Source organism: Pseudomonas oryzihabitans (assembly GCF_001518815.1).
In the GTDB taxonomy this organism is placed as follows: domain Bacteria; phylum Pseudomonadota; class Gammaproteobacteria; order Pseudomonadales; family Pseudomonadaceae; genus Chryseomonas; species Chryseomonas oryzihabitans_E.
The window spans coordinates 3,428,203-3,451,669 of sequence record NZ_CP013987.1; the positions used below are offsets into that span (position 1 = coordinate 3,428,203).

The following is a 23,467-nucleotide window of genomic DNA, read 5'->3' on the forward strand; positions in this document are numbered from 1 at the left end:
TCCACTTGCATCGCCCTCCACCACCCCACACCCAACCACCCCGTAGCGTGGAAAACGGCGCAGCCTTTTCCACTGTTTTGTCACCTCCCCTTTCCGCCGCCCAATAAAAAACCCGGCGTCTCTCGACGCCGGGTTCTCTACCTACTCAAGGCCTTGCGATCAGATCGCGTCCTTGGTGTTCTCGCCGTTCACCAGGCGCTGGATGCCCAGTGGGTTGGCGTTCTGCAGGGCTTCCGGCAGGAAGGCGTCCGGGTAGTTCTGGTAGCACACCGGGCGCAGGAAGCGATCGATGGCCAGGGTACCCACAGAGGTGCCGCGGGCGTCGGAGGTCGCCGGGTAGGGACCGCCGTGGACCATGGCGTCGCAGACTTCCACGCCAGTGGGATAGCCGTTGAGCAGCAGGCGACCGGCTTTCTGCTCCAGCAGGCCGATGATGGCCTCGAAGCGCTGCAGATCGGCCGGCTCGGCCAGCAGGGTCGCGGTCAGCTGACCGTGCAGACCTTGCAGCGCCTGCTGCAGCTGAGCGTCATCAGCCACCTCGACCACCACGGTGGTGGGGCCGAAGACTTCTTCCTGCAGTAGCTCATCGCTTTCCAGCAGCAGGCTGACGTCAGCCTTGAACAGCTGCGGACGGGCCTGGTTGCCTTCCTGGCTGGCACCAGCCAGATGCTCTACGCCGGAATGGGCCAACAGCGCCGCGACGCCTTTCTCGTAGCTCTTCAGGGTGCCCGGGTTGAGCATGGTCTGGGGCGCCTGCTCGTTCATCGCACCGGCCAGACGCTCCAGGAAGGCGCTGAATTCCGGCGAACGCACACCGATGACCAGGCCCGGATTGGTGCAGAACTGACCGCAACCCAGCACCACCGAGGCACTGAGTTCGGTGGCGATGGCATCACCGCGGGCCTTGAGCGCCTCGGGCAGCACGACCACCGGGTTGATGCTGGACATCTCGGCAAAGACCGGGATGGGCTGCGGACGAGCCGCGGCCATGTCGCACAGGGCACGACCACCACGCAGGGAACCGGTGAAGCCCACGGCCTGGATGGCCGGATGCTTGACCAGCTGCTCGCCCACGCCACCGCCGTAGATCATGTTGAACACGCCCTTGGGCATGCCGGTCTTCTCGGCGGCGCGGATCACCGCGTCAGCGACGTGCTCGGCGGTCACCATGTGGCCACTGTGGGCCTTGAACACTACCGGGCAACCGGCGGCCAGGGCCGCAGCGGTGTCGCCACCGGCAGTGGAGAAAGCCAACGGGAAGTTGCTGGCGCCGAAGACGGCCACCGGACCCAGACCGATGCGGTACTGACGCAGATCGGGACGCGGCAGCGGCTTGCGGTCGGGCAAGGCGGTGTCGATACGGGCACCGTGGAAGTCACCACGACGCAGCACCTTGGCGAACAGGCGCATCTGGCCGCTGGTACGGCCACGCTCGCCCTGGATACGGCCAGCCGGCAGTGCGGTTTCCTGGCAGACCAGCTGGACGAAGTCATCGCCCAGGGCATCCAGTTCGTCGGCGATGGCGTCGAGGAAGGCCGCGCGCTTCTCGGCGCTCAGCTTGCGGTACAGGGGTGCCGCCTGCTCGGCGGCACGGGCGGCGGCATCGACCTCGGCCGTGGACGCCTGGAAGAATTCGTAGGGCAGTTTTTCGCCGGTGCTGGCGTCGATGCTGTAGACCCGCACCTCGCCCTCGCCGCTGCGAGCGCCACCGATGTAGTTTTTGCCTTGGATCTGCATTGTTCTCGACTCCTTATACCTAGGGGTTCAGGGAAGACCGCCCGCCTGGGGATCTTCGAAAGGGTGGCACGCTCAGCATCTGAGCGTCCGGACCAGCCTGTGCGATACCCACTCTAGCATTCGCATAGTCAGCAGTCATCATACAACTATCAGAGTTGCCGGACCTGCCCGGGCTGGAAGGCAGCCGCATGCGCCTTGACGCCATTGCTCAGCAACTCGCCGAATTCGGGCACGGCGATCTCGAATCTATCGCCCGGTTCGACGCGGACGCCATCGGCGAAGGACAGGGTCGCCGTGCCGAAGAAATGGACATGGACATCGCCCGGACGCAGGAACTGCGCGTACTTGAAATGGTGATATTCCAGGTTCTCCAGGCTATGGCACATGTTGTCCTCGCCGGAGAGAAACTCCTTCTCCCACAGCACCTGGTCGCCACGACGGATACGGCTCGTTCCGGCCAGATGACGCGGCAGCTCACCCGTGCGCAGGGCGGGCCCAAAGCTGCAGTAGCGTAGTTTGGAATGGGCCAGGTAGAGATAGTTCTTGCGTTCCATCACGTGATCGGAGAATTCGTTACCCACCGCATAACCCAGCCGATAGGGCTTGCCGTCATCGCCAATCACATAGAGGCCGGTCAACTCGGGCTCTTCGCCGGCATCCTCGGCGAACTCCGGCAGCGGAATGTCGGCACCGGGACGGACCAGGATGCCGCCGTCGCCCTTGTAGAACCACTCCGGCTGGGCACCGGCGGTCCCAGCGGCGGGCCGACCGCCCTCCACACCCCATTTGAACATGCGCATGGAGTCGGTCAGCTTGGCCTCCTCCTGGCTGTTCTGCTGGTGCATCTTGTCGCGGGTCGCGGCGCTGCCCAGGTGGGTCAGGCCGGTCCCGGTAACCAGGCAGTGTGCCGGATCCTCATGGTCCAGCGGCGGCAACAGGCGGCCGGCGTCGAGCAGATCGGCATAGGCCGGTCCGGGCTCCAGGCCCAGGGCCTGCACCTGAGACTCCAGCGAAACGCCGGCGCGGATGGCTTCCAGCGCCAGGGTCCGGGTGCTGGTGGCACCGCGGACCTGCTGGACTTCGCCGCGCTCGACCACGCCGACGCGGCGCTGGCCCTGTTGGTCTTCGAACTGAATCAGGTGCATGGCATTCTCCTTGTTGGTTATCGCCTGAAAGAGACTTTACTAGGCGCTACAGGGCCTGCCTAATGAGAGCTCCCTATCCCGTGATAACCAACGGTTATTCCCATGCTGCCATCCCTGGGCTCCATCGCTTCCCGCCTGCGCCTGCGCCAGCTGCGCCTGCTGATCGCCCTCGACGAGGAAGGCTCGCTGCACAAGGCCGCCGAACGCATCGCCATTTCCCAACCCGGCGCCACCAAGGCGCTGCACGAGATTGAAAGTACCCTGGGCGCCACCCTCTTCCTGCGCACCCACCAGGGCCTGCAACCGAATGACTTGGGCCGCTGTGTAATCCGCTATGCGCGGCTGATCGAGAGCGACCTGGCTCATCTGCGCGAGGAGATGCTCGGCATCCTGCAGGGTGAAGGCGGCCGCCTGGCGGTGGGCGTGATCATGGGCGCGGTGCCCCGGCTGATCGCAGCGGTATCCCGTCTGGGCGCAGCGCAGCCACAGCTCGGGATAGAGATCATCGAGGACACCAGTGTGCGTCTGCTCGATCTGCTCGACGCCGGGCGCATCGAGGTGGCGATCTGCCGCAGCAGCGTCAGCCGCCGCCCGGATGCCTACGACTGCCTGGAGGTGCGCGAGGAGCGGCTGGAGATCGTCTGCCATCCCCGCCATCCGCTGGCCGAGGCAACAGAGCTAGGCCTGGCCGAGCTGGTCGACAGCCGCTGGATCGTCTACCCGGCCAACCTGCCGATGCGGCTGACCCTGGAACGGGAGTTTCGCGCAGCGGAGCTGGAGTTTCCCCGTTATCCGGTGGAAACCGCCTCGACCTTCACCCTGCTCGGCCTGCTTCAGGAAGACCCCAACCAGGTGGCCATGCTGCCCAGCGACATCGCTCAGTTCGGCGAACGCCATGGCCTGCTGCGTCGCCTGCCGGTCGTCCAGCGCACCCGCAACGAACCCTACTCGATCCTGGTGCGCCAGGGCGCGGGGCTGTCAGCGGCGGCGCAGCTGCTGTTGGAGCAGTGGCGGCTTGAAGGGTAGATCGTAGGTTGGGCTGAGACGGCTCCACCGTCGAAGCCCAACATTGCCGCGTTCCCAGGCAGAGCCTGTTGGGCTTCGCTGCGCTCAACCCAACCTACGACGGTCCGCAGCCAACCTCAATACGTCGGCAACGTCACCCCATGGAACAGCGTCTCCAGCTCCTGGCGGGTCGGCGTCTGCATGGCCTCGGTGAGGACATCCCGGGTCAGGTGCGGCGCGAAGCGACCGATGAAGTCGCACATGAAGCCGCGCAGGAAGGTGCCACGGCGCAGGCCGATCTTGGTCACGCTGGCTTCGAAGAGGTGGCTGGCGTCCAGGCAGACCAGGTCGGCATCGGCTTTGTGATCCACCGCCATGTCGGCCACGATGCCCACGCCCAGGCCAAGGCGGACATAGGTCTTGATGACGTCGGCGTCCGCCGCGGTCAGCACCACGTTGGGCTCCAGGCCCTGGCGGGCAAAGGCCTCGTCGAGCTTGGAGCGCCCGGTGAAGCCGAAGACGTAGGTCACCAGTGGCTGGTCCGCCAGCTGCTCCAGGGTCAGATTCTCGACCTTGGCCAGCGGATGATTCTGCGGAACGATGACGCACCGGTTCCAGCGATAGCAGGGCATCATCACCAGGTCGTTGAAGCGCTCCAGACCCTCGGTGGCAATGGCGAAGTCGACGGTGCCGTCGGCGGCCATCTCGGCGATCTGGGTCGGCGAGCCCTGGTGCATGTGCAGCGCCACATCGGGGTATTGCTTGATGAATTCGCTGATCACATCCGGCAGCGCATAGCGCGCCTGGGTGTGGGTGGTGGCGATGGACAGGGTGCCCTTGCGCTCGTTGGAGAACTCCTGGGCGATCTGCTTGATGCTTTCGCACTTGCGCAGGATCTCGCCAGCGGTCTGGATGATCCGCTCGCCGGCGGGGGTCACGCGGGTCAGATGCTTGCCACTACGGGCAAAGACCTCGACCCCCAGTTCGTCTTCGAGCAGGCGGATCTGCTTGCTGATGCCAGGCTGCGACGTATAGAGGCTCTGGGCAGTGGCGGATACGTTCAGGTCGTGATGGGCGACTTCCCAGATATATCTCAACTGTTGCAGCTTCATGCCGGCTCCTCGCTGACCCCATGCGCAAGCATATAACTTTAAAGCAGCCCTTAAGCTTTTTCTAGACCGAAATCGAATTAAGTCGCAGAAGGGCACGCGCTGACGCTTACGGATCAGCCCTGGCGCAAGGGCACCAGATAGACGGGGATATGGGCCGTCTGCAGGAGGCGACTGGCGGTACGGCCCAGCGGCGCTACCTGGGCATCGCCCTGGCTGCGGCTGCCGATCACCAGCAGATCCGCAGCGAAGTCCTGGGCCTGCTTGAGGATCACCGCTGGCGGATCGCCCTGCACCACCCGGACGGCCCGTACCAGCCCCACGGTAGCCGGGGTTTCCAGCAGGTCCTCACGCAAGGACTCGAACACCTGCTGCTCGATGGTCTCCATGACCAGATCCAGTCCGCCGTTACGCAGCCGATCCATGGATTCGCCGTCCAGATGCTGCTGCAGGAGGGTGGAGGCCAGCAATCCCAGCGGCTCCACCACATGGACGACATACAACCGCGCCTGATGGATGCGGGCGAGCGTCAAGGCGTGCTGGAACACATAGGACGAACACAGGCCCAGGTCCGTGGCGTAAAGCAGGGAGCGGATCACGATTCCTCCTGGCCAGATCAACCGATCGGGCCGGTACGACGCGGGATAGCCTCACCAGCGTAGCAGGGGATCGCCGATTGCGCTGCAACCCGCGCCTTAGAGCCTGCTCAGGACGCTCAGGGCAGTTCCTCGGACTCGCGCCCGTCCGCCGCCTGGATCGCTGCCACCAGGGCTGGCTCGCGTAGCGGCGCCTGTACCGGACCGAGAAACTCGCCGTCACGGACCAGGAACAGCGCCGGCAGATGAAAGACGCCATAGCGCTGCACCAGGCCGCCGCTGCGCTCGGCGTCTACCCAGTACAGCCGGTCGACCGGCAGCACCGCTGCAGGCAGTACCTGGCGGGCCAGCCGGCAGGTCGCACAGCCGACGCTGGTAAAGATCAGCAGGGAGCGCCCGGGCGCCTCCAGCAGGACGGCATCCGCCGTGCCATCGTCCAATTCCATCGATTCCTCGCCGCGATCATCGTCAGGGCGCGCCCTCAGGCTCGCCAATAGCGTCGTAACCATTGTGACCGGGCGGGACACGCGTTAAGGTGCCCCACCCTCCCCACCGTATTTTGCCTGCACGGGCCCCGTCCTGTCGCAGCGCCGTGACCGACGAGTAGCACCATGGCCGCACAGCCCCGCCTTAACGACCTCAACATCGAAGCCAACGAGCCGCTCATCACGCCCGAGCAGCTCAAGCAGGAGATCCCGCTGAGCGATCTCGCCGCCGACACCGTCGCCCAGGGCCGCCAGGTCATCCGCGACATCCTCGACGGCAAGGACCATCGCCTGTTCGTGGTGATCGGCCCCTGCTCGATCCATGACATCAAGGCCGCCCACGAATACGCCGAGCGGCTCAAGGCACTGGCCGCTCAGGTCAGCGACAGCCTCTACCTGGTCATGCGCGTCTACTTCGAGAAGCCCCGGACTACCGTGGGCTGGAAGGGCCTGATCAACGATCCCTACCTGGACGACTCCTTCAAGATCCAGGACGGCCTGCACATCGGTCGTCAGCTGCTGCTGGACCTGGCGGAAAAGGGCCTGCCCACCGCCACCGAGGCGCTCGACCCCATTTCCCCGCAGTACCTGCAGGACCTGATCAGCTGGTCGGCCATCGGCGCGCGCACCACCGAGTCCCAGACCCACCGCGAAATGGCCTCGGGCCTCTCCTCCGCGGTCGGTTTCAAGAACGGCACCGATGGCAGCCTGACCGTGGCCATCAACGCCCTGCAGTCGGTTTCCAGCCCGCACCGCTTCCTGGGTATCGACCAGCGCGGCCAGGTCTCGGTGGTAATGACCAAGGGCAATCCCTACGGCCACGTGGTACTGCGCGGCGGCAACGGCAAGCCCAACTACGATTCGGTCAGCGTCACCCTGTGCGAGCAGGCGCTGGTCAAGGCCAAGGTCAAGCCCAACATCATGGTCGATTGCAGCCATGCCAACTCCAACAAGGACGCCGCCCTGCAGCCGCTGGTGATGGACAACGTCGCCAACCAGATCGTCGAGGGCAACAACTCCATCGTCGGCCTGATGGTGGAAAGCCACCTGGGCTTCGGCAATCAGCCGATCCCGGCGGACCTGGCGCAGCTGGAATACGGCGTCTCGGTGACCGATGCCTGCATCGACTGGGCCATGACCGAGAAGAGCATTCTCGACATGCACCGCAAGCTCAAGGATGTGCTGCCGCGTCGCGCCCGCGACTGACGGATCAGCGCACACGAAAACGCCGGGCTCAGCCCGGCGTTTTTCATGCAGCGGCCATTCAGGCCAGCGGCGTCACCTGGCCACGCCGCTCCAGGTAGTGCTCCACATAGGAGCAGGAGGGAATGACGCTGTAGCCGCGACTCTCGGCGTAGTTCAGCGCGTGCTCGGTCAGCCGCGCCGCCAGGCCGCGCCCACGCAGGGCATCGGGTACGAAGGTGCGATAGAAATCCATCGTCTGCTTGCCCAGATCCATATAGGCGAGATAGGCGCGCTGGCCGTCGACGGAAAGCTGGAACTGATGATTGGCTTCATCGTGTTCCACGTGCAGGGACTCGTTCATGACTACTCCTTGGCGGTTTGGCTCCGCCTTATCCATTGTTATCGGTGATACCCGAAGACGAGAACGCACTCTTCCTGTGCGGGACTGAGCCACAGCGCGTCAGACCCCTACGGAAGAAACAGGTTCTGACCAGCCGTCGCACCGTAATGTCGCACTATATCAGGGCCTTCGACGCGGGAGCAGCCACGGCGTCCTTCTTGACAACTTCCGCTCATCCTCTAACGTTTTGAAACGTTCGTGGCTTTCAGCCATCCAAGCAGTTGCTGATACCGGCTGCACGCATTCTGGGACGAACTCGGGGAGCGAAGGAGGATTTCCGCAAAAAATCTTTCTTCAACGGGTTTAGCTCAGTTTACTTACGACCGGTAATGAGTAGTATGTAGCCGCAATTTTCCACCTGGAAAATTGATCTTAAAACAGGATGTCTACCTCAAGGGGTTTACGATGAACAATGCTCTGAAATTCGCCGCCCTGGCTCTGGCCGCTGCTATGGCCACTGGTTGCAGCACCGCTAACAAGGAAAGCGAAGCTCGCCTGACCGCTACCGAAGACGCCGCTGCCCGCGCCCAGGCTCGTGCTGACGAAGCCTACCGTCACGCTGACGAGGCTCTGGCCGCCGCTCAGAAAGCTCAGCAGACCGCTGACGAAGCCAACGAGCGCGCCCTGCGTATGCTGGAAAAAGCCAGCCGCAAGTAAGGCGCCCCGGCTGGAAAGGCGAATGGCAACAGTCGCCTTTCTCGGAGCAAACAAAAAGCCCGCCATCTCAGATGGCGGGCTTTTTGTTTGTCGGACCGGCCGAGCGTGCTCAGCCGGTTGGACTCACAGCGACTTGGCGGGCGCCTTGGCCACCGCACCGGGAACCACACCGGCGGGCAGATCGGCGATTTCCACTGGCAGGCCGTCCTGGCCCTGCACCACGTCACGCACCGTGGCCCAGTTCACCGCGCTGTTGGCCTGCAGCAGGTCGTCGCGCTTGATCAGCGCATTGACCACCGCGGCCTGACGGTCGATGTCGGTCGGATCGCCCTTGAGGTTGACCGGCTGATGGGCTTCCAGGTAGAGCTTGCCCTGGCTGACCCCGAACTTGTAGGGCTCGTCGATGATCCGCACCGGGGTACCGACTGGCAGCATGCTCACCAGTTCGGTGACGTTGAAGTTGTACATGCGGAAGCAGCCGTGGCTGACCTGCATGCCGATGCCGAACTTCTTGTCCGAGCCGTGGATGAGATAGCCCGGCAGGGTCAGGCGGATCTTGTAGGGGCCCAGGGGATTGTCCGGGCCGGGCGGCACCACCTTGGGCAGCGGATCGCCTTCGGCGGCATGCTCGGCACGAATGGACTCCGGCGGATACCAGGCTGGATCCTTGATCTTGTCCACCACCTTGGCCACCCCGACCGGCGAGCCCCAGCCATCACGGCCAATACCCAGCGGGTAGGTGAACACCGAATGACCACCCTTGGGGTAGTAGTACATGCGGTATTCGGCGATGTTGATGACGATGCCTTCGCGCGGTCCGGGCGGCAGGATGAAGCGCGTCGGCAGGACGATCTCGGTACCGGCGCCGGGCAGCCAGGCGTCGACGCCTGGATTGGCCGCCACCATCTCGGTGTAGCCCAGGTCGTACTTCTGGCCGAGGTCGGCGAAGGTGTCTTCGTAGGCGGCCTTGATGACCTGAACCTCGCCGACCACGTCTTCACCGGGTGGCGGCAGCGGCAACTCCAATGCCTGCGCCGTACCCGCGCTCAACAGACCAAACAGCGAGAGGGAACCGACCAGGGTCGAAACGCGCGCGGGCATGGGATGAATCCTTGCAAGGAGCAATAAGGTGACGGCGCGAATTGTACACGGCTCGCCCCGCGTCCGGCAGAGCCTCAAAAAGCCTGTAACGGATTGGGCAGCCCCCGTTTGGCGCCTTGCAACCGCTGCAGGCAGGCCGGGCACAGGGTCTTGAGCGCCAGCCCACGGCGATCCAGCGGGTGCAGTCGCGGCCGCGCCGGCAGCAGGGTGCCGCACAGGGTCCGGTCGGTGGGCGAGCCCAGCTCCAGCTGCCGGGCGACGATATGGACCCGGCCCTCGCGGCAGGCGAACAGGTCGAGCTGGGCATCGGGCTGGATCAGCTGATAGCCGTGCATGGACCGGGAAAGGCGGGACATCGGGATACTCCAGGGGCGGTTCCGCCGGGCGGTCGATTGGCCGGACCGGCGGGGCGCGCAACCTTAGCGGAAAGCCCCTTCGGGGAAAAGTCCGACGTTCAGTCGCGCAGCAGCGGCTGCAGGTGCGGCCAGGCGTTTTCCAGCAGCCGTTGCTGGGCATTGGCCTGGGGATGAATGCCGTCCGGCTGCATGAAGGCCGGATCGCCCCCTACCCCTTCGAGCAGGAAGGGCACCAGGGCCACTTGCTGGGCCTTGGCCACGTCCGTGTAGACCTGGGCGAAGCCGTCGGTATAGCGCGGCCCATAGTTGGGTGGCAGGCGCATGCCCAGGAGCAGGACACGGGCGCCCTTGGCCTTGGCCTGCCCCACCAGGGCGGTGAGGTTGCGCTCGATCTGGGCCAGCGGCTGGCCGCGCAGCCCGTCGTTGCCGCCCAGCTCGATGGCCACGACCTCAGGCCGATGGTCGGCCAGCAGGGGTGGCAGCCGTGCCAGGCCTCCAGCCGTGGTATCACCGCTGATGGAGGCGTTCACTACCTGGTAATCGATCTTCTGCTCCTGCAGGCGCTGCTCCAGCAGCCGTACCCATCCCTGGCCATCGGCCAGGCCGTAGCCGGCACTGATGCTGTCACCCACCACCAGCAGGGTGCGCGCCATGGCCAGCGGCGTCAGGGTCAGGCACAGCAGGGCCAGTAGCCAGGCAATGCCTTGGCGCAAAGGCGCTCTGGACTTCGCGCGGCTTTTTGACTCTAACTCGCCACAGCCGCCCGTTTGCGGGCCCCTCGAATACGGCATCGGATACCTCATGAGCGAAGTCATTTTGCTGGCACGAGACCTTAGCAAGGTCGTCACGGGCGCGGAAGGTGCGCTACCGATCCTCCAGGCGCTGGATCTGGAACTGGAAGCCGGCGACAGTTTGGCCATCGTCGGCAGCTCGGGTTCCGGCAAGTCCACCCTGCTCGGGCTGCTGGCCGGTCTCGACCTGCCCAGCAGCGGGGAGGTCCATCTCGCCGGCCAGCGCCTGGACACCCTCGACGAAGACGCCCGAGCCCGCCTGCGCGCGGAACGGGTGGGCTTCGTCTTCCAGTCCTTCCAGTTGCTGGACAGCCTCACCGCCCTGGAAAACGTCATGCTGCCCCTGGAACTGGAGGGCGCGCGCCAGGCCCGTGAGCAGGCAATGGCCCTGCTGGAGCGGGTCGGCCTGGGTGAGCGCCTGCGTCACTATCCTCGCCAGCTCTCCGGCGGCGAGCAGCAGCGGGTCGCCCTGGCACGGGCCTTCGCCCCGCGGCCGAGCATTCTCTTCGCCGACGAACCCACCGGCAATCTCGACAGCCGCACCGGCGGCCACATCAGTGACCTGCTGTTCGAGCTCAACCGGGAACAGGGTACGACGCTGGTGCTGGTGACCCATGACGAGCGCCTGGCCGCCCGTTGCGCCCGCCAGTTGCGCCTGGAAGGCGGTCGGCGGGTCGCGGCATGAACAGGACCGGTCTGCCGCTGGCGCGGCTGTTCCTCCTGGCCTGGCGCCAAAGTCTGCGCGAGATTCGTGCCGGCGAGATCCGCATGCTCTGCCTGGCCCTGGTGGTGGCCGTCGCGTCCAGTGTCGCCATCGGCTACTTCACCGCCCGCCTGGGCGCCGGCATGGAGAATCGTGCCAGCGAATTCCTCGCCGCCGACCTGGTGCTGCTGGGCAGCGAACCGGCGCGGCCGGAGCAGGTGGACGCTGGCCTGCAACTGGGCCTCGAACACAGTCGCACGCTCAATTTCAGCACCATGGCCGCGGGTGCCGAAGCCTTGCAACTGGCCAGCGTCAAGGCGGTCCAGGCGAATTTCCCGCTGCGCGGGGAGATGCGCAGCGCTACGGTACCGGACGCTCCCGACCAGCCGGGTGGCGCTCCCGCTCCTGGGGAAGCCTGGGTCGAACCACGCCTGCTGCTGGCCCTGGACGCCAAGGTCGGCGCCCGTCTCGACATCGGGCGCAAGCCCCTCACCATCTCCCGGGTACTCACCTATGAACCGGACCGCGCCGGTGACTTCTACAGCCTGACACCACGGGTGCTGATCAATCTCGACGACGTCGCCGCTACCGGCGTCATCCAGCCCGGCAGCCGGGTGCGCTACCGCGAACTCTGGCGGGGCGAGCCTCAGGCCCTGGCCGCCTACCGCCAGGCCCTCACGCCGGACCTTGCCGCCAACCAGCGTTTCGAGGGACCCGGCGATGGCAATCGCCAGCTGGGCAACGCCCTGGAGCGTGCCCAGCGTTATCTCGGCCTGGCCAGCCTGGTGGCAGTGGTGCTGGCCGGTGTGGCCGTGGCGCTGTCGGCCAATCGCTTCGCCACCCGGCGCTTCGACGCCAGCGCCCTGCTGCGCTGCCTGGGCCTGACCCGGCGCGACGCCTTGGTGCTCTATGGCCTGCAACTGGGACTGCTGGGGCTGGCCGCGAGCCTGCTCGGCGCCCTGCTGGGCTGGCTGGCGCAGCTGGTGCTGTTCCAGCTCCTCCACGGTCTCCTGCCAGCACGGCTGCCGCCGGCCGGCATTGGTCCGGCACTCGCGGGCATGGGTACCGGACTGGTCGCCCTGGCTGGCTTCGCCCTGCCACCCCTGGCGGCCCTCGGCCGGGTACCGCCCTTGCGGGTACTGCGCAGCGATCTGCAACCGGTGCCCCTGCGGACCTGGCTGGTCTATGGCTGCGCCCTGCTCGCCCTGGGGCTGATCATGTGGCGGCTGTCGCTGGACCTGCGCCTGACCCTGGCGCTGCTGGTGGGCGGCCTGGTAGCCGGCCTGCTGTTCGGCAGCCTGCTCTACCTGGCGTTGCGCCTGCTGCGGCGAGGATTGCAGGGTGCGCCCCTGGCCTGGCGCCTGGGCCTGGGTCAACTGCTGCGCCATCCGCTGGCGGCAGTGGGCCAGACCCTGGCCTTCGGCCTGATCCTGCTGGCCATGAGCCTGGTGGTGCTGCTGCGGGGCGAGTTGCTGGAGCGCTGGCAGGCGCAATTGCCGGCCGAGGCGCCCAATCACTTCGCCCTCAATGTGCTGCCGGACGAGCGCCAGGCCTTCGCCACGGCGGTGAGCAAGCTCTCGCCCCATGCCAGTCCGCTCTACCCCATCGTCCAGGGCCGCCTGGTCAGCGTGAAGGGGCATCCGGCCCAGGAAGGCCTGGAGGACGACTCCCGCGGTGGGCGCGCCACCCGACGCGATCTCAACCTGACCTGGTCGGCGCAGTTGCCGGACGGCAACCGCCTGGAAGCCGGCCAGTGGTGGGATACCCTGCCCGCCGGCGACCTGCCCGGCGTCTCGCTGGAAAGCGAGCTGGCGCGCAGCCTTGGCGTCGGCCTGGGTGACACCCTGGGCTTCGTCATCGGTGATCGCCAGATCGAGGCACGCGTCACTAGCCTGCGGCAGGTGGGTTGGGACAACTTCCAGCCCAACTTCTTCGTCATCTTCGCCCCGGGTGCCCTGGAAGGCGTGCCTTTCACCTACCTGGGCAGCTTCTACCTGCCGCCGGGCCATGACCGCGAGTTGCTGGCCCTGGCCCGACAGTTCCCGGCGGTGACCCTGCTGCCCATCGACGCCCTGCTGGACCAGCTGCGCAGTATCCTGCGCCAGGTCAGCGTGGCGGTGGAGTTCGTGCTGCTCTTCGTGCTGGCTGCCGGCATTGCCGTGCTGCTGGCCGGCTTGCAGGCGACCCTGGACGAGCGCATCCGCCAGGGCGCCCTCCTGCGTGCGCTGGGTGCGCGACGAGAGCTGCTGCAACGGGCGCGGCGAACCGAATTCATCCTGCTCGGTGGCACCAGCGGCTTGCTCGCGGCGCTTGGTTGCGAGATCGTCAGCGCCCTGCTCTACCGGCTGGCCTTCGACCTGGACTGGCAACCCCACCCCTGGCTGCTGCTCCTGCCGGTGCTGGGCGCCTTGCTGGTCGGCGCGGCCGGACTGCTGGGCACGCGGCGGGCCATCACCGCCAGTCCGTTACTGATCCTGAGAGAAAGCTGATCCATGAGTCGTTACCGTCCGCCGCGCACCGCCGGCACGCCCCTGATCACCGCCGCTGGCGAGGCGCGCCTGCGCGCCGAACTCCACGAGTTGTGGAACGTGCGCCGGCCCCAGGTCACCCAGGCGGTGAGCGAGGCGGCCGCGCTGGGCGACCGTTCGGAAAACGCCGAGTACATCTACGGCAAGAAGATGCTGCGCGAGATCGACAGCCGGGTGCGCTTTTTGCGCAAGCGCCTGGAGAATCTCAAGGTGATTCGCGACCGCCCTGCCGACCCGACCAAGGTCTATTTCGGCGCCTGGGTCACCCTGGAAGACGATGAGGGCGCCGAGAAGCGCTACCGCATCGTCGGCCCGGACGAACTGGACCTCAGGCAGAACCTCATCAGCATCGACTCGCCCTTGGCGCGGGCGCTGGTGGGCAAGGCGCTGGACGCGGAAGTCCGGCTGGAGACGCCAGCCGGTGACCAGCGCTGGTATATCGTCGAGATCACCTACCCCGACGACTGACGACTCAACGGCGTCGGGTAATCACGCCCTGCCGCGCTACCCGGGTCAGTTCCCGCACCAGGGGTTCGAGACCGGCCTGGCCCGGTGACTGCACCACGGCGAAGTCGAAGCTGTCATCGCCGAAGAGACGCAACTGCTCGGCCTGGTTGGCGAAGCGAATCTGCAGGGTGCGGCTGTGGGGCCAGCGCTTGGGCCAGCCTTCGAGATAGCGCAGCAGCGTAGGCTGGTCGGGACCGCCGAGCAGAATGGTGGGATGACAGGCGAGCCTGCCCTGGGTGAGCGGGGTAAGGCGTAGCGGGAGAGGAAGCATGGACGAAATTCCGCCTCGTAGATCCAGCTGGGCGGTAGTACGAGGCCTGTTCCGTCCAGCGCTTTAGCGGTATTTGGGAGCGCCCCGCAAGTTGCTGTTTAAATCGGCGCAGGATCATCCTAGGGAGGCCTCGGCTGCCCTGTCAAGCGGGTCTCAACCGTCCTTATGCCCAGTCTCTTCAGGGCTTGCCGCCGCCACGGCCGGCGCCTCGAGACGCGCCCGTTCACGACTGAAAGCCACCCGGTACTTGTTGACGCTGGCAACATAGTTGACCACCCCGATGCCCACTTCCTCGGCGGCGATGCGTTCGACCTGGAAGAACCAGCGATCACCATCCAGCCCCTGCTTACGCGCCTTGGCCCGCAGTGCCTGGACGCGCTCCGGCCCCAGGTTGTAGGCCGCCAGGGTAAAGGCACGGCGCTCGCGCTCGGTCAGCCTGGGACTGGAGAAGAATTCCCGGCGCAGGCGTGCCAGATAGCGGGTGGCGGCCTTGACGTTGTCCTCGGCGGAATGAAGGCTGCGCACCCCGACACTGCGCGCCGCCCGTGGCGTGATCTGCAGCAGTCCGGCGGCGCGTCCGGCGCCGCGGGCGTGGGGATCGAGACCGGATTCCTTGTAGGCCATGGCGGCCAGGGTCAGCCAGTCGAAGTCGTAGGCCTTGGCATAGCGCTGCAGCAATGGCCGGACCCTGGCCAGCCGCTTGCGGTCATGGGCCTGCAGCGGATCGCGTACCTGGTAGCGGCGTGCATAGGCCTGGCGAAAGGCCTTGTCGTCGTCCCGCGCCACGGGTTGCCGAGCGAAGGCCCGGACCCGCTCGGCGAGCTGGTGCGCCGGGGCGCGTAGATACCAGAGCTGGGCCTGGTCATGCGCCACCACCAGGCGGTCGGCCACCCGCAGTCGGGACAGCACCCGCGCCCAACGATGAGCCAGGCCGGATTCGACGACGGTGAGCGGGTAGATACCAGCCTGGGTCAGCTCCAGGACATCTTCCACCGCCAGGGTCGGATCGGCCCACTCGACCTGTACCGGCCGCAGCCTACGCTTCTCCAGCTGGGCGTTGAGCCGCGCCAGGGCCGGCCCGGCGGCACTGCCCTGGGGCAGCACGATTCGACGGCCCGCCAGCTGTTCCAAATGGCGTGGCAGACGCTGACCACGCCCACTCACCACCACCAGGCTGGTGGGTGCTGCCACCGACGCGGCGATCAGCGCCGAATGCGGTGGTGGCAGCAGGGTTTCGCCCGGCGCCACCAGATCGCCCTCGCCTCTTTGCAGCGCTGGCAGCAGATCGTCCTTGGCCTTGGGGACGAAGACCAGCCGTAGCGGCCGGCCACCAGGCTGGTGCTGCAAATAACGAGCGAAGGCCTCCAGCCGCCGATACTCGACGCCCAGCGCCTGGCCGTTCCATTCGCCGGAGCTGTGCCGGCTCTGGTTGACCAGGACGCGCAATTCCCCGGCGCGCTCGATGGTGGCCAGGTCGCGCGCCGCGACATGGCGCGGCGCTTCCGGTGGCAAGGCGCCCAACCGGGCCTGGACGGAGCAGGCGAGCAGGCAGCCGAGGATGGCAAGGGTGAATCGAAACGGCATCCAGGACTCCTGACCTGGCCGGGACAGCGCCGATAGCACCCGGACTACGGATAGAATGAAGAAACAAAGTCTGTAGAAGGCCCGCACCATGCAATTGATCGACATCGGCGTCAACCTCACCCATCCCAGTCTGCTCAAGGAGGTGGACGCGGTGATCGAGCGAGCCCAGGCCGCCGGGGTGATGCAGCTGGTGCTCACCGGTACCACGCTGGAGGACAGCGAGAACGCCCTCAACCTCTGCCTGCGCCTGGACGCGGGCGAAGCCCTGTTCAGCACTGCGGGCGTCCATCCCCACGAAGCCTCGACCTGGAACGCAGCCGCCGCCAAGACCCTGCGCGACCTGGCCAGCCAGCCCAAGGTGCGTGCCCTGGGCGAATGTGGGTTGGACTTCAATCGCGATTTCACCCCGCGACCGCAGCAGGAGCGCTGCTTCGAGGAACAGCTGGCGCTAGCCGCCGAATTGCGCCGGCCCGTGTTTCTCCACGAGCGCGACGCCAGCGAGCGAATGCTGGCCATCCTGCGCGACTATCGCGACCACCTGCCGGCGGCGGTGGTCCACTGCTTCACCGGCGAACGCAAGGCGCTCTACGGCTACCTGGATCTCGACCTGCACCTGGGTATCACCGGCTGGATCTGCGACGAACGCCGCGGCCTGCACCTGCACGAGCTGGTCGGACAGATCCCGGTCGGCCGACTGATGCTGGAAACCGATGCGCCCTACCTGTTGCCACGCACCCTCAGACCCAAGCCGCGCCATGGCCACAACGAACCGGCTTTCCTGCCGGAAATCCTGCGCACCGTGGCCCGTCTGCGCCAGGAAACACCTGAACAGACTGCCCTGCACACCACCGCTACCGCCCGGGCCTTCTTCGAGCTGCCGGAGATCATCGTGCCAGAGCGGGATGAGGAATTCAGATAGGTACGGGGTGCCGCTGCGCTAAAGTCGGGGCCGCGCGGGCCGTTAAACTCAGGGCTTGTTCCACGGCGTCGCCTTCCTCTGGCAGGACGTTGACGCCAGTCAAGATCCGGGTTGTGCCAGCCTGCCAGGCTGTGCGGCCCCGCCGACTGGATGCCCCCTATGTTTGCCTGGCTGCGTGATATCTCCCTCAAATACAAGTTCTGGGCGGTCAATGCCGTCGCCTTCGTCACCAGCCTGCTGCTGGTGCTGTTCGCCATGCAGCTGGAAGTCTCCGGTCGCGCTGAACAGCTCAAGGCGGTCAAGACCGCCGTGGGTGACGCGGCCGCCCATCTGAGCGCCCCGACCTTCGGTGAAGTCTTCCTCGCCCGCGCCCCGGAATACGCCTTGGCCGTAGGCGTGCTGATGCTGGTGCTGCTGGTGGCCTCGCAGCTCTTGATCCGCTTCATCCTCGGCAATCTGCAGCGCCTCAAGGACACCATGCTGCGGGTGGAGCGCGAGGGCGACCTCACCGCGCGGGTCGAGGTCCGCGGGCGCGACGAGGTCGGGCAGATGACCCAGGCCTTCAACGCCATGCAGGACAGCTACACCCGCGTCGTCGGTACCGTGGCTGCCAGCGCCTCGCGCCTGGACGAGGGCGCCGGGCGCCTGGCCAGCGGCATGCAGGGCGTCCGCGGCGGCATGCAGGATCAACAGCACGAGACCGATCAGGCCGCCACTGCCATCAACGAGATGAGCGCCACCGTGCAGCAGATCGCCGAACACGCCGCCGGTACTCGCGACCAGTCCCAGGAAGCCGATCGCCTGGCCGGGGCGGGTCAGCAGGCGGTGGATCGCGTCAGCCATTCCATCGCCGGCCTCTCCCAGGGCGTGCAGCAGACCGCGGTGATGATCCAGGAGCTGGCCGAGAACAGCGAACGCATCACCAGCGTGGTCAATGTCATTCACGGTATCGCCGAGCAGACCAACCTGCTGGCGCTCAACGCCGCCATCGAAGCCGCTCGCGCCGGCGAGGCCGGCCGTGGCTTCGCCGTGGTGGCCGACGAGGTGCGCAACCTGGCCAAGCGCGTCCAGGGTTCCACCGACGAGATCACCCGCATGGTCGACGGTCTTCAGGCCGGTACCCGCGATGCCGTGGAATTCATGCGCGAGAGTTCGCTCAAGGCCGACGACTGCGTGGTGCAGGCCGGCGCCGCTGGGCAGGCCCTGGCCGACATTACCGCTGCCGTGACCCTGATGCGCGACAGCAACACCCAGATCGCCGTTGCCGCGGAACAGCAAGCCCAGGTGGCGGAAGAGATGAGCAGGTCGGTTGTAGGCATCCGCGATGTCACGGAAAGGACCATGCTGCTGACGCAGGAGTCGGCCAGCACCAGCACGGAACTGGCCGCCCTCGCAGGAACCCTGAATCAGGCGATCCGCCAGTTGCGCCTATAGCCTCCATAGCGAGAGCGCATTCGCACGGTTGCCCGACAGGCGGCAAGATGCCCGCACGTTTTCGGAGAACCGTCATGCGCTCGGTCACTACCCTCACTTCTGCCGTTCTGCTCTTGCTTGGCCTGGGCTGCATCGCCCAGGCCCTGGGCAACCCCCATCCGCAACCGCTGATCCTGGCGGCCGTCGTCTGCCTAGTGGCCTTCGCGCTGCAAGAGCCTGACGCCCTCCCCGCACCTCAGTCACTGCGCGCCTGACGGCCACGCAGCTGACGCTTCAGCTGCTTCAAGGCGTTCGCCAGTGCGACCGGATCGCTCGGCCGGTTAGCATAGCGTTGCGCCTGGAATTCCTGGGAAAAAGCCGCAATCCCCTCTCGGGCCGCCGGCAGCTCCGTCATCGCCCGGCCGGCGAAGGAGCCGGCCGGTTCACCACTGCGCCGTCTCACCCCCTGGCGCGCCAGTAGGCGCTCGAACTGGCCGAAGCGCGCCAGCAGCGGATCCCGCGTCCGCTGCCAGGGCTTGAGCACCAGGAGCGCCATCACCCCGAGTACGCCCAGCACCAGCAGTGCCAACAGCAGCCCCAGGCGTTGCAGCGAACCCTCACCGAGCAGGCGCTTGAACAACTCGCCCTGGGTATCTTCCTGGTAGTTGAGCACCCAGCGCTGCCAGCCGTAGTTGATGCGATCCCAGCCGAGCCGCAGGCCGTTGAGCCAGGCCAGGTCGCGGTAGCGATTGGCGGCGAAGGGATCGTCGGCGAGAAATTCGTTGGCCGCGCCCTGGGCCGCCAGGGCTTCCTGCAGGCCGCGTTCGATCCGCTCGGGCGCCACCTGGGCGGTGGGATCAACACTGATCCAGCCGCGCGCCGGTAGCCAGTATTCCACCCAGGCGTGGGCATCGAATTGCTGCACCAGCAGATAGCCGCCCGCGGTGTTGAATTCACCACCCTGATAGCCGGCCACCACTCGCGCTGGAATGCCGGCAACCCGCAAGGCGAAGGTCATGGCGCCGGCATAGTGGGCGCAGAAGCCGCGACGATTGTCGAAGAGGAAGGCATCGATGGCATCAACGCTCGCCGTGGGTGGTTGCAGGGTATAGACGAAGGGCTGCTGGCGAAAATAGGCCAGGATCGCCTGGGCCAGGGCGTCGGGCGTCGGCTCGCGCGCCTTGAGCTGGGCCACCCAGGCTCGGGTGCGCGGCTCGCCCCCGCTGGGCACCTGCAGGGCCCGGCGTTGGCTGGAGGCTGAGAGCCGGTCCGGCTCACGGCGGGCCTGGGGCCAACTGCTCGCGCGATAGAGCAGCGCCTGGTCCACCGGACGGCGGCGCTGCAGATGGAAGTCGCTGGCCAGGCGTACGTCGCGCTGATCGCTGCGCGCCACGTCCAGGCCATAGAGCCAGGGCCGACCGCTCGGCTCCATCACCACCTGATAGTCCAGCCGGGGTCCGACGGGCGTCCAGGCCGGTTCCGGACTCCAGGCCGTGTCCGGGTCGACCGACCAGCGCGTGCCATCGAAGCGTTCATAGGTGGTGGCGCGCCAGTAGAGGTCACGCTGGGCCGGCCGCTCGCCGTCGAAGCTCACCCTGAACACTCGCTCGGCGGACTGCGACAGCTGAGCGATCTCGCCGGGCGCCATGCTATCGCCCAGCCCGGTGCGCGCCTGCTCGCCCGGTTGCGGCAGTGACCACAGCGGGCCGATACGGGGAAACACCAGGAACAGCAGCAGCATCAGGGGTACCGCCTGGAGCAACAGCGTGCCGGCGACCTTGAGGGTCGCCAGCGGACGGCTGGCCAGGGCACTCTGCTGCAGGCCGATCAGCGCCGCCACCAGAGCGGTCACCGGCAGCAGGCTGTAGAGCGCGGCGAGCAGGCCGTCTTCGAACAGGTAGGCGATCACCACGGCGAAAAAGCCCAGGTAGATGACCACCAGGGCATCGCGACGGCTGTGCATCTCGATCAGCTTGAGGGCGAAGGTCACCAGCAGCAGGACGGCACCTGCGTCCAGACCGATGAAGGACCCGCGCGACAGCCAGATACCGCCCATGGCCAGCAGCAGCAGACCGCCCTTTTCCAGACGGGTGGGCGCGCGGACCTTCATGCGGAACAGCAGCACCCGCCAGCCGGCGCAAAAGGCCCAGAGCAGCCCGACCCAGGGCGGCAGATGGGTGAGATGCGGCAGGATCACCAGGGCCTGGGCCACCAGCAGCCAGACCAGGGCGATGCGCGGAATGGGTTGCGGCACGGCGGTGCTCATGCCGGCCGCCCGAACAGGGCCAGGGCCTGCAGGGCCGCATCGCGGTGAGGCTCACCGGTGGCCGGACTCAGCTCCACGCCGGGCAGGCGCAGGCCGAAGCGCAGCTGACGGCTACTGCAGTCCAGCACCGCCTGGCACAGCCAGGACAGCCGCGTCTCGGTATCGCCATCGAGTACGGTGAAATCCAGCCAGAGTTCGCTGCCGGCCAGGGCGGTGAAGTCTTTCACCAGCAGCCCCTGCCCGCGAGAAAAGGCCTTCCAGTCCAGCCGCCGCCGTGAATCGCCGGGCTGATAGGGCCGCAGCCCCTGGAAGTCGTCGGCGCCCTGCCCCGTCTGGCGCTGGCCGTCCTCGCTACCGGCATCCTGGCCACTGCGCAGCGGCGCCGCGGTTGCCAGCGGCTGCGGATAGACCAGGGCGCGCACGTCCAGGTCGAGCCAGCTCCAGGCGACGAACAGGCCGAGGGGGAACCGGCTCTCCACCCGCAGCCGCGCGGGCCTGAGCCAGCCGCGTGTCGGCGCCGGATGGAACACCTGCAGGGCGACGCTCTCCCCGGCGGGCACATCGCTGAGGATCAGGGGCTCGCCATGCCAGCCCAGGCCGATGCCCTGGTGTGCCCGACGGTCGCTTTCCAGGCGCAGGCGAAACCCGGCCGCCTCCCCGGCGAACACCGGGCCGGCCCCGCCACCGGCCAGTTGCAGGCCGGCCAGGTTGCGATAGGTATGCAACATGGCCACCAGCGCCAGGGAAAACAGCAGGAAGGTCAGGCCATAGGCCAGGCTGTTCTGGTAATTGATGCCAGCCAGCAGCATCAGCAGCAGGGCAATGGCGAAGGCGCCACCCTGGCGGGTAGGCAGAATGAAGATGCGTCGCTGATCGAGGGTGATGCGATTGGCCGGCGGAATCCGTCGGGCCAGCCAACCGTCTCGATAGCGCTGCCAGGCGCCGCCGGTCACAGCGCCGGGACTTCGCGCAGCAGCCACTGCACCAGGGCGCCGCCGCCATGCCCGGCAGGATCGGCGATGTCGCGCAGGCGATGCCCGGCCACCGCCGGCAGCACCGTCTGGACATCCTCGGGCAGCACGTGGTCACGGCCCGCCAGCAAGGCCCAGGCTCGGGCCGCGGCCAGCAGGGCCAGGCTGCCGCGGGGTGACAGGCCGAGCGCGAAGGAGGTCTGGGTGCGGGTGGCCTCCACCAGGCGCAGCACATAGTCCACCACCGCCTCGCTGGCATGGATGCGCGGCACCTCGGTCTGGATCAGCCGCAGCTGGGCATGATCCAGCAGTGGCTCCAGGCGCGGCAGCTGCTCGCGCCCGGAACCGCCGAGCAGCAGGGCGCGTTCCGCGGCGCGGCCGGGATAACCGAGCGACAGCCGCATCAGGAAGCGGTCGAGTTGGGATTCCGGCAGGGCGAAGGTGCCGCCCTGGGAAACCGGGTTCTGGGTAGCGATGACGAAGAAGGGCTCGGGCAACGGCCGGGTGGCGCCCTCGATGGTCACCTGCCCCTCCTCCATGGCTTCGAGCAGTGCGCTCTGGCTCTTGGGCGTGGCCCGGTTGATCTCGTCGGCCAGCAGCAGCTCGGCAAACACCGGACCGGGATGGAAGACGAACTGACCGCTGTCGCGATCGAACACCGAGGTGCCGAGGATATCGCCGGGCAAGAGGTCCGAGGTGAACTGGATACGCTGGAAGGACAGCCCCAGCACCTTGGCCAGGGCATGGCTGAGGGTGGTCTTGCCCATGCCGGGCAGGTCCTCGATCAGCAAATGCCCCCGCGCCAGCAGGCAGGCCAATGCCAGCCTGACCTGGGTTTCCTTGCCCAACAAAACGCCGTCTACCGCCTTGAGACAGGCGTTCAACCTATCGTGCATGCCCTGAGGTCTCTCGCCTTGCGCCGACGCGGGAAGGCGTCGGCCTGCAGAACGAGAATAGCAGCACCTTTTGCCGGTAGCCGCGCCCGGGAGATTTAACGCTTATTTCAGGGTGGCGAGGATCTCTTCCACGGCGCGTGCCGGATCGGCAGCCCGGGCGATGGGACGGCCGATCACCAGGTAATCGGAGCCGGCATCCAGCGCCTCGCGTGGGGTAAGGATGCGGCGCTGATCATCCAGGGCGCTGCCGGCCGGGCGAATACCAGGGGTGACCAGTTGCAGCGCCGGTTGCGCGGCCTTGAGCGCCGAGGCCTCCTGGGCCGAACAGACCAGGCCGTCCATTCCCGCGCGGGCGGCGAGGCCGGCCAGGCGCAGGACCTGTTCCTGGGGATCCACGTCCAGACCGATGTCGGCCAGGTCCTCACGCTCCATGCTGGTCAGCACGGTGACACCGATCAGCAGCGGCTTGGGTCCGCTGAAGGCCTCCAGGGTCTCGCGACAGGCGGTCATCATGCGCAGGCCACCCGAGCAGTGGACGTTGACCATCCAGACGCCCATCTCCGCGGCAGCCTTGACCGCCATGGCGGTGGTGTTGGGAATGTCGTGGAATTTCAGGTCGAGAAACACCTCGAAACCGCGCGTGCGCAAGGCCTCCACCACACCGGCGGCGCTGGCGGTGAACAGCTCCTTGCCGACCTTGACCCGGCAGGTGGCGGGGTCGAGCCGGTCGGCCAGCGCCAGGGCGGCGGACGACGAGGGGAAATCCAGGGCGACGATGATGGGAGACTGGCAGGCGGACATGGGGGCTCTCGGCAAAACGGCAAAGGCCGGCATTTTCGCAG

General features: G+C 66.9%; 24 protein-coding genes. 9 read left to right on the forward strand and 15 right to left on the reverse strand.

The features are described from left to right. Positions 1–159 precede the first annotated feature (159 nt). Both APT59_RS15615 and araD1 read right to left on the reverse strand, forming a co-directional pair. Positions 160–1,737: an aldehyde dehydrogenase (NADP(+)) gene (locus tag APT59_RS15615; RefSeq protein ID WP_059315698.1), complete on the reverse strand. Its 1,578-nt coding sequence runs from the start codon at positions 1,735–1,737 to the stop codon at positions 160–162. A 149-nt stretch (positions 1,738–1,886) separates the two neighbouring features. Beyond that, a complete protein-coding gene (araD1, locus tag APT59_RS15620) occupies positions 1,887–2,882 on the reverse strand; it encodes an AraD1 family protein (protein ID WP_059315699.1) in 996 nt (331 codons plus the stop codon). Between the two features lie 102 nt (positions 2,883–2,984). Here araD1 and APT59_RS15625 point away from each other — a divergent pair, with 102 nt between their 5' ends. Further along, positions 2,985–3,908, forward strand: a complete 924-nt coding sequence (locus APT59_RS15625) for a LysR family transcriptional regulator (RefSeq protein ID WP_059315700.1) — start codon at positions 2,985–2,987, stop codon at positions 3,906–3,908. Positions 3,909–4,024: 116 nt separating this feature from the next. On the opposite strand, the gene cysB is transcribed toward APT59_RS15625, so the two are convergent. The 3 genes from cysB to APT59_RS15640 form a co-directional block, all read right to left on the reverse strand. Further along, positions 4,025–4,999: an HTH-type transcriptional regulator CysB gene (gene cysB, locus APT59_RS15630; protein ID WP_059315701.1), complete on the reverse strand. Its 975-nt coding sequence runs from the start codon at positions 4,997–4,999 to the stop codon at positions 4,025–4,027. Positions 5,000–5,112: 113 nt separating this feature from the next. Further along, positions 5,113–5,595: a universal stress protein gene (locus APT59_RS15635; RefSeq protein ID WP_059315702.1), complete on the reverse strand. Its 483-nt coding sequence runs from the start codon at positions 5,593–5,595 to the stop codon at positions 5,113–5,115. Between the two features lie 116 nt (positions 5,596–5,711). Continuing rightward, positions 5,712–6,038: a thioredoxin family protein gene (locus APT59_RS15640; RefSeq protein WP_059315703.1), complete on the reverse strand. Its 327-nt coding sequence runs from the start codon at positions 6,036–6,038 to the stop codon at positions 5,712–5,714. A 165-nt stretch (positions 6,039–6,203) separates the two neighbouring features. On the opposite strand from APT59_RS15640, the gene APT59_RS15645 reads away from it, so the two are divergent. After that, on the forward strand, positions 6,204–7,283 hold the full coding sequence (locus APT59_RS15645) for a 3-deoxy-7-phosphoheptulonate synthase (protein ID WP_059315704.1): 1,080 nt from the start codon (positions 6,204–6,206) through the stop codon (positions 7,281–7,283). Positions 7,284–7,341: 58 nt separating this feature from the next. Here APT59_RS15645 and APT59_RS15650 read toward each other — a convergent pair whose 3' ends face one another. After that, complete coding sequence (locus APT59_RS15650) at positions 7,342–7,623, reverse strand: GNAT family N-acetyltransferase (protein ID WP_017641917.1); 282 nt, start codon at positions 7,621–7,623, stop codon at positions 7,342–7,344. A 444-nt stretch (positions 7,624–8,067) separates the two neighbouring features. Between APT59_RS15650 and APT59_RS15655 the strand changes: the two genes are divergently transcribed. Continuing rightward, a complete protein-coding gene (locus APT59_RS15655; RefSeq protein WP_059315705.1) occupies positions 8,068–8,319 on the forward strand; it encodes an Lpp/OprI family alanine-zipper lipoprotein in 252 nt (83 codons plus the stop codon). A 123-nt stretch (positions 8,320–8,442) separates the two neighbouring features. Here the strand turns inward: APT59_RS15655 and APT59_RS15660 are convergent, their stop codons facing one another. The 3 genes from APT59_RS15660 to APT59_RS15670 form a co-directional block, all read right to left on the reverse strand. Next, the gene (locus APT59_RS15660; protein WP_059315706.1) at positions 8,443–9,420 is read right to left on the reverse strand and encodes a L,D-transpeptidase family protein; all 978 of its coding nucleotides are present in this window, start codon (positions 9,418–9,420) and stop codon (positions 8,443–8,445) included. A gap of 74 nt (positions 9,421–9,494) precedes the next feature. Continuing rightward, a complete protein-coding gene (locus APT59_RS15665) occupies positions 9,495–9,776 on the reverse strand; it encodes a hypothetical protein (RefSeq protein WP_017641915.1) in 282 nt (93 codons plus the stop codon). Positions 9,777–9,874: 98 nt separating this feature from the next. Then, positions 9,875–10,429, reverse strand: coding sequence for an arylesterase (locus APT59_RS15670; RefSeq protein WP_237140618.1), 555 nt, complete (start codon positions 10,427–10,429; stop codon positions 9,875–9,877). A 148-nt stretch (positions 10,430–10,577) separates the two neighbouring features. Here APT59_RS15670 and APT59_RS15675 point away from each other — a divergent pair, with 148 nt between their 5' ends. The 3 genes from APT59_RS15675 to greB are packed head-to-tail and all read left to right on the forward strand — an operon-like array spanning position 10,578 to position 14,266. Beyond that, entirely contained in the window at positions 10,578–11,252 is a 675-nt protein-coding gene (locus APT59_RS15675) for an ABC transporter ATP-binding protein (protein WP_059315708.1), read from the forward strand. Then, a complete protein-coding gene (locus APT59_RS15680) occupies positions 11,249–13,759 on the forward strand; it encodes an ABC transporter permease (RefSeq protein ID WP_059315709.1) in 2,511 nt (836 codons plus the stop codon). The genes APT59_RS15675 and APT59_RS15680 overlap by 4 nt, the downstream gene beginning before the upstream one ends. Before the next feature lie 3 nt (positions 13,760–13,762). Continuing rightward, on the forward strand, positions 13,763–14,266 hold the full coding sequence (greB, locus tag APT59_RS15685; protein WP_059315710.1) for a transcription elongation factor GreB: 504 nt from the start codon (positions 13,763–13,765) through the stop codon (positions 14,264–14,266). A 4-nt stretch (positions 14,267–14,270) separates the two neighbouring features. On the opposite strand, the gene APT59_RS15690 is transcribed toward greB, so the two are convergent. Then, positions 14,271–14,576: a hypothetical protein gene (locus APT59_RS15690; protein WP_059315711.1), complete on the reverse strand. Its 306-nt coding sequence runs from the start codon at positions 14,574–14,576 to the stop codon at positions 14,271–14,273. Between the two features lie 153 nt (positions 14,577–14,729). Next, positions 14,730–16,160, reverse strand: a complete 1,431-nt coding sequence (locus APT59_RS15695; RefSeq protein WP_059315712.1) for a transglycosylase SLT domain-containing protein — start codon at positions 16,158–16,160, stop codon at positions 14,730–14,732. An 88-nt stretch (positions 16,161–16,248) separates the two neighbouring features. Here APT59_RS15695 and APT59_RS15700 point away from each other — a divergent pair, with 88 nt between their 5' ends. From APT59_RS15700 to APT59_RS15710, 3 genes are all read left to right on the forward strand, one after another. Further along, the gene (locus APT59_RS15700; RefSeq protein ID WP_059315713.1) at positions 16,249–17,079 is read left to right on the forward strand and encodes a TatD family hydrolase; all 831 of its coding nucleotides are present in this window, start codon (positions 16,249–16,251) and stop codon (positions 17,077–17,079) included. A 159-nt stretch (positions 17,080–17,238) separates the two neighbouring features. Next, positions 17,239–18,513, forward strand: a complete 1,275-nt coding sequence (locus tag APT59_RS15705; protein ID WP_059315714.1) for a methyl-accepting chemotaxis protein — start codon at positions 17,239–17,241, stop codon at positions 18,511–18,513. Positions 18,514–18,587: 74 nt separating this feature from the next. Beyond that, positions 18,588–18,767 (forward strand): hypothetical protein, encoded by a 180-nt coding sequence (locus tag APT59_RS15710; protein WP_059315715.1) that lies wholly within the window; start codon positions 18,588–18,590, stop codon positions 18,765–18,767. Here the strand turns inward: APT59_RS15710 and APT59_RS15715 are convergent. The 4 genes from APT59_RS15715 to pyrF form a co-directional block, all read right to left on the reverse strand. Continuing rightward, entirely contained in the window at positions 18,749–20,758 is a 2,010-nt protein-coding gene (locus APT59_RS15715; RefSeq protein WP_059315716.1) for a transglutaminase TgpA family protein, read from the reverse strand. The two genes, APT59_RS15710 and APT59_RS15715, sit on opposite strands and share 19 nt — an antisense overlap. Continuing rightward, positions 20,755–21,711: a DUF58 domain-containing protein gene (locus tag APT59_RS15720; RefSeq protein ID WP_059315717.1), complete on the reverse strand. Its 957-nt coding sequence runs from the start codon at positions 21,709–21,711 to the stop codon at positions 20,755–20,757. Before APT59_RS15720 ends, APT59_RS15715 begins: the two co-directional genes overlap by 4 nt. After that, complete coding sequence (locus APT59_RS15725) at positions 21,708–22,625, reverse strand: AAA family ATPase (protein WP_059315718.1); 918 nt, start codon at positions 22,623–22,625, stop codon at positions 21,708–21,710. Before APT59_RS15725 ends, APT59_RS15720 begins: the two co-directional genes overlap by 4 nt. Positions 22,626–22,727: 102 nt before the next feature. Further along, positions 22,728–23,426 carry an orotidine-5'-phosphate decarboxylase gene (pyrF, locus tag APT59_RS15730; RefSeq protein WP_059315719.1) on the reverse strand — a complete coding sequence of 233 codons (699 nt, stop codon included), beginning with the start codon at positions 23,424–23,426 and terminating at the stop codon, positions 22,728–22,730. Positions 23,427–23,467 lie beyond the last annotated feature (41 nt).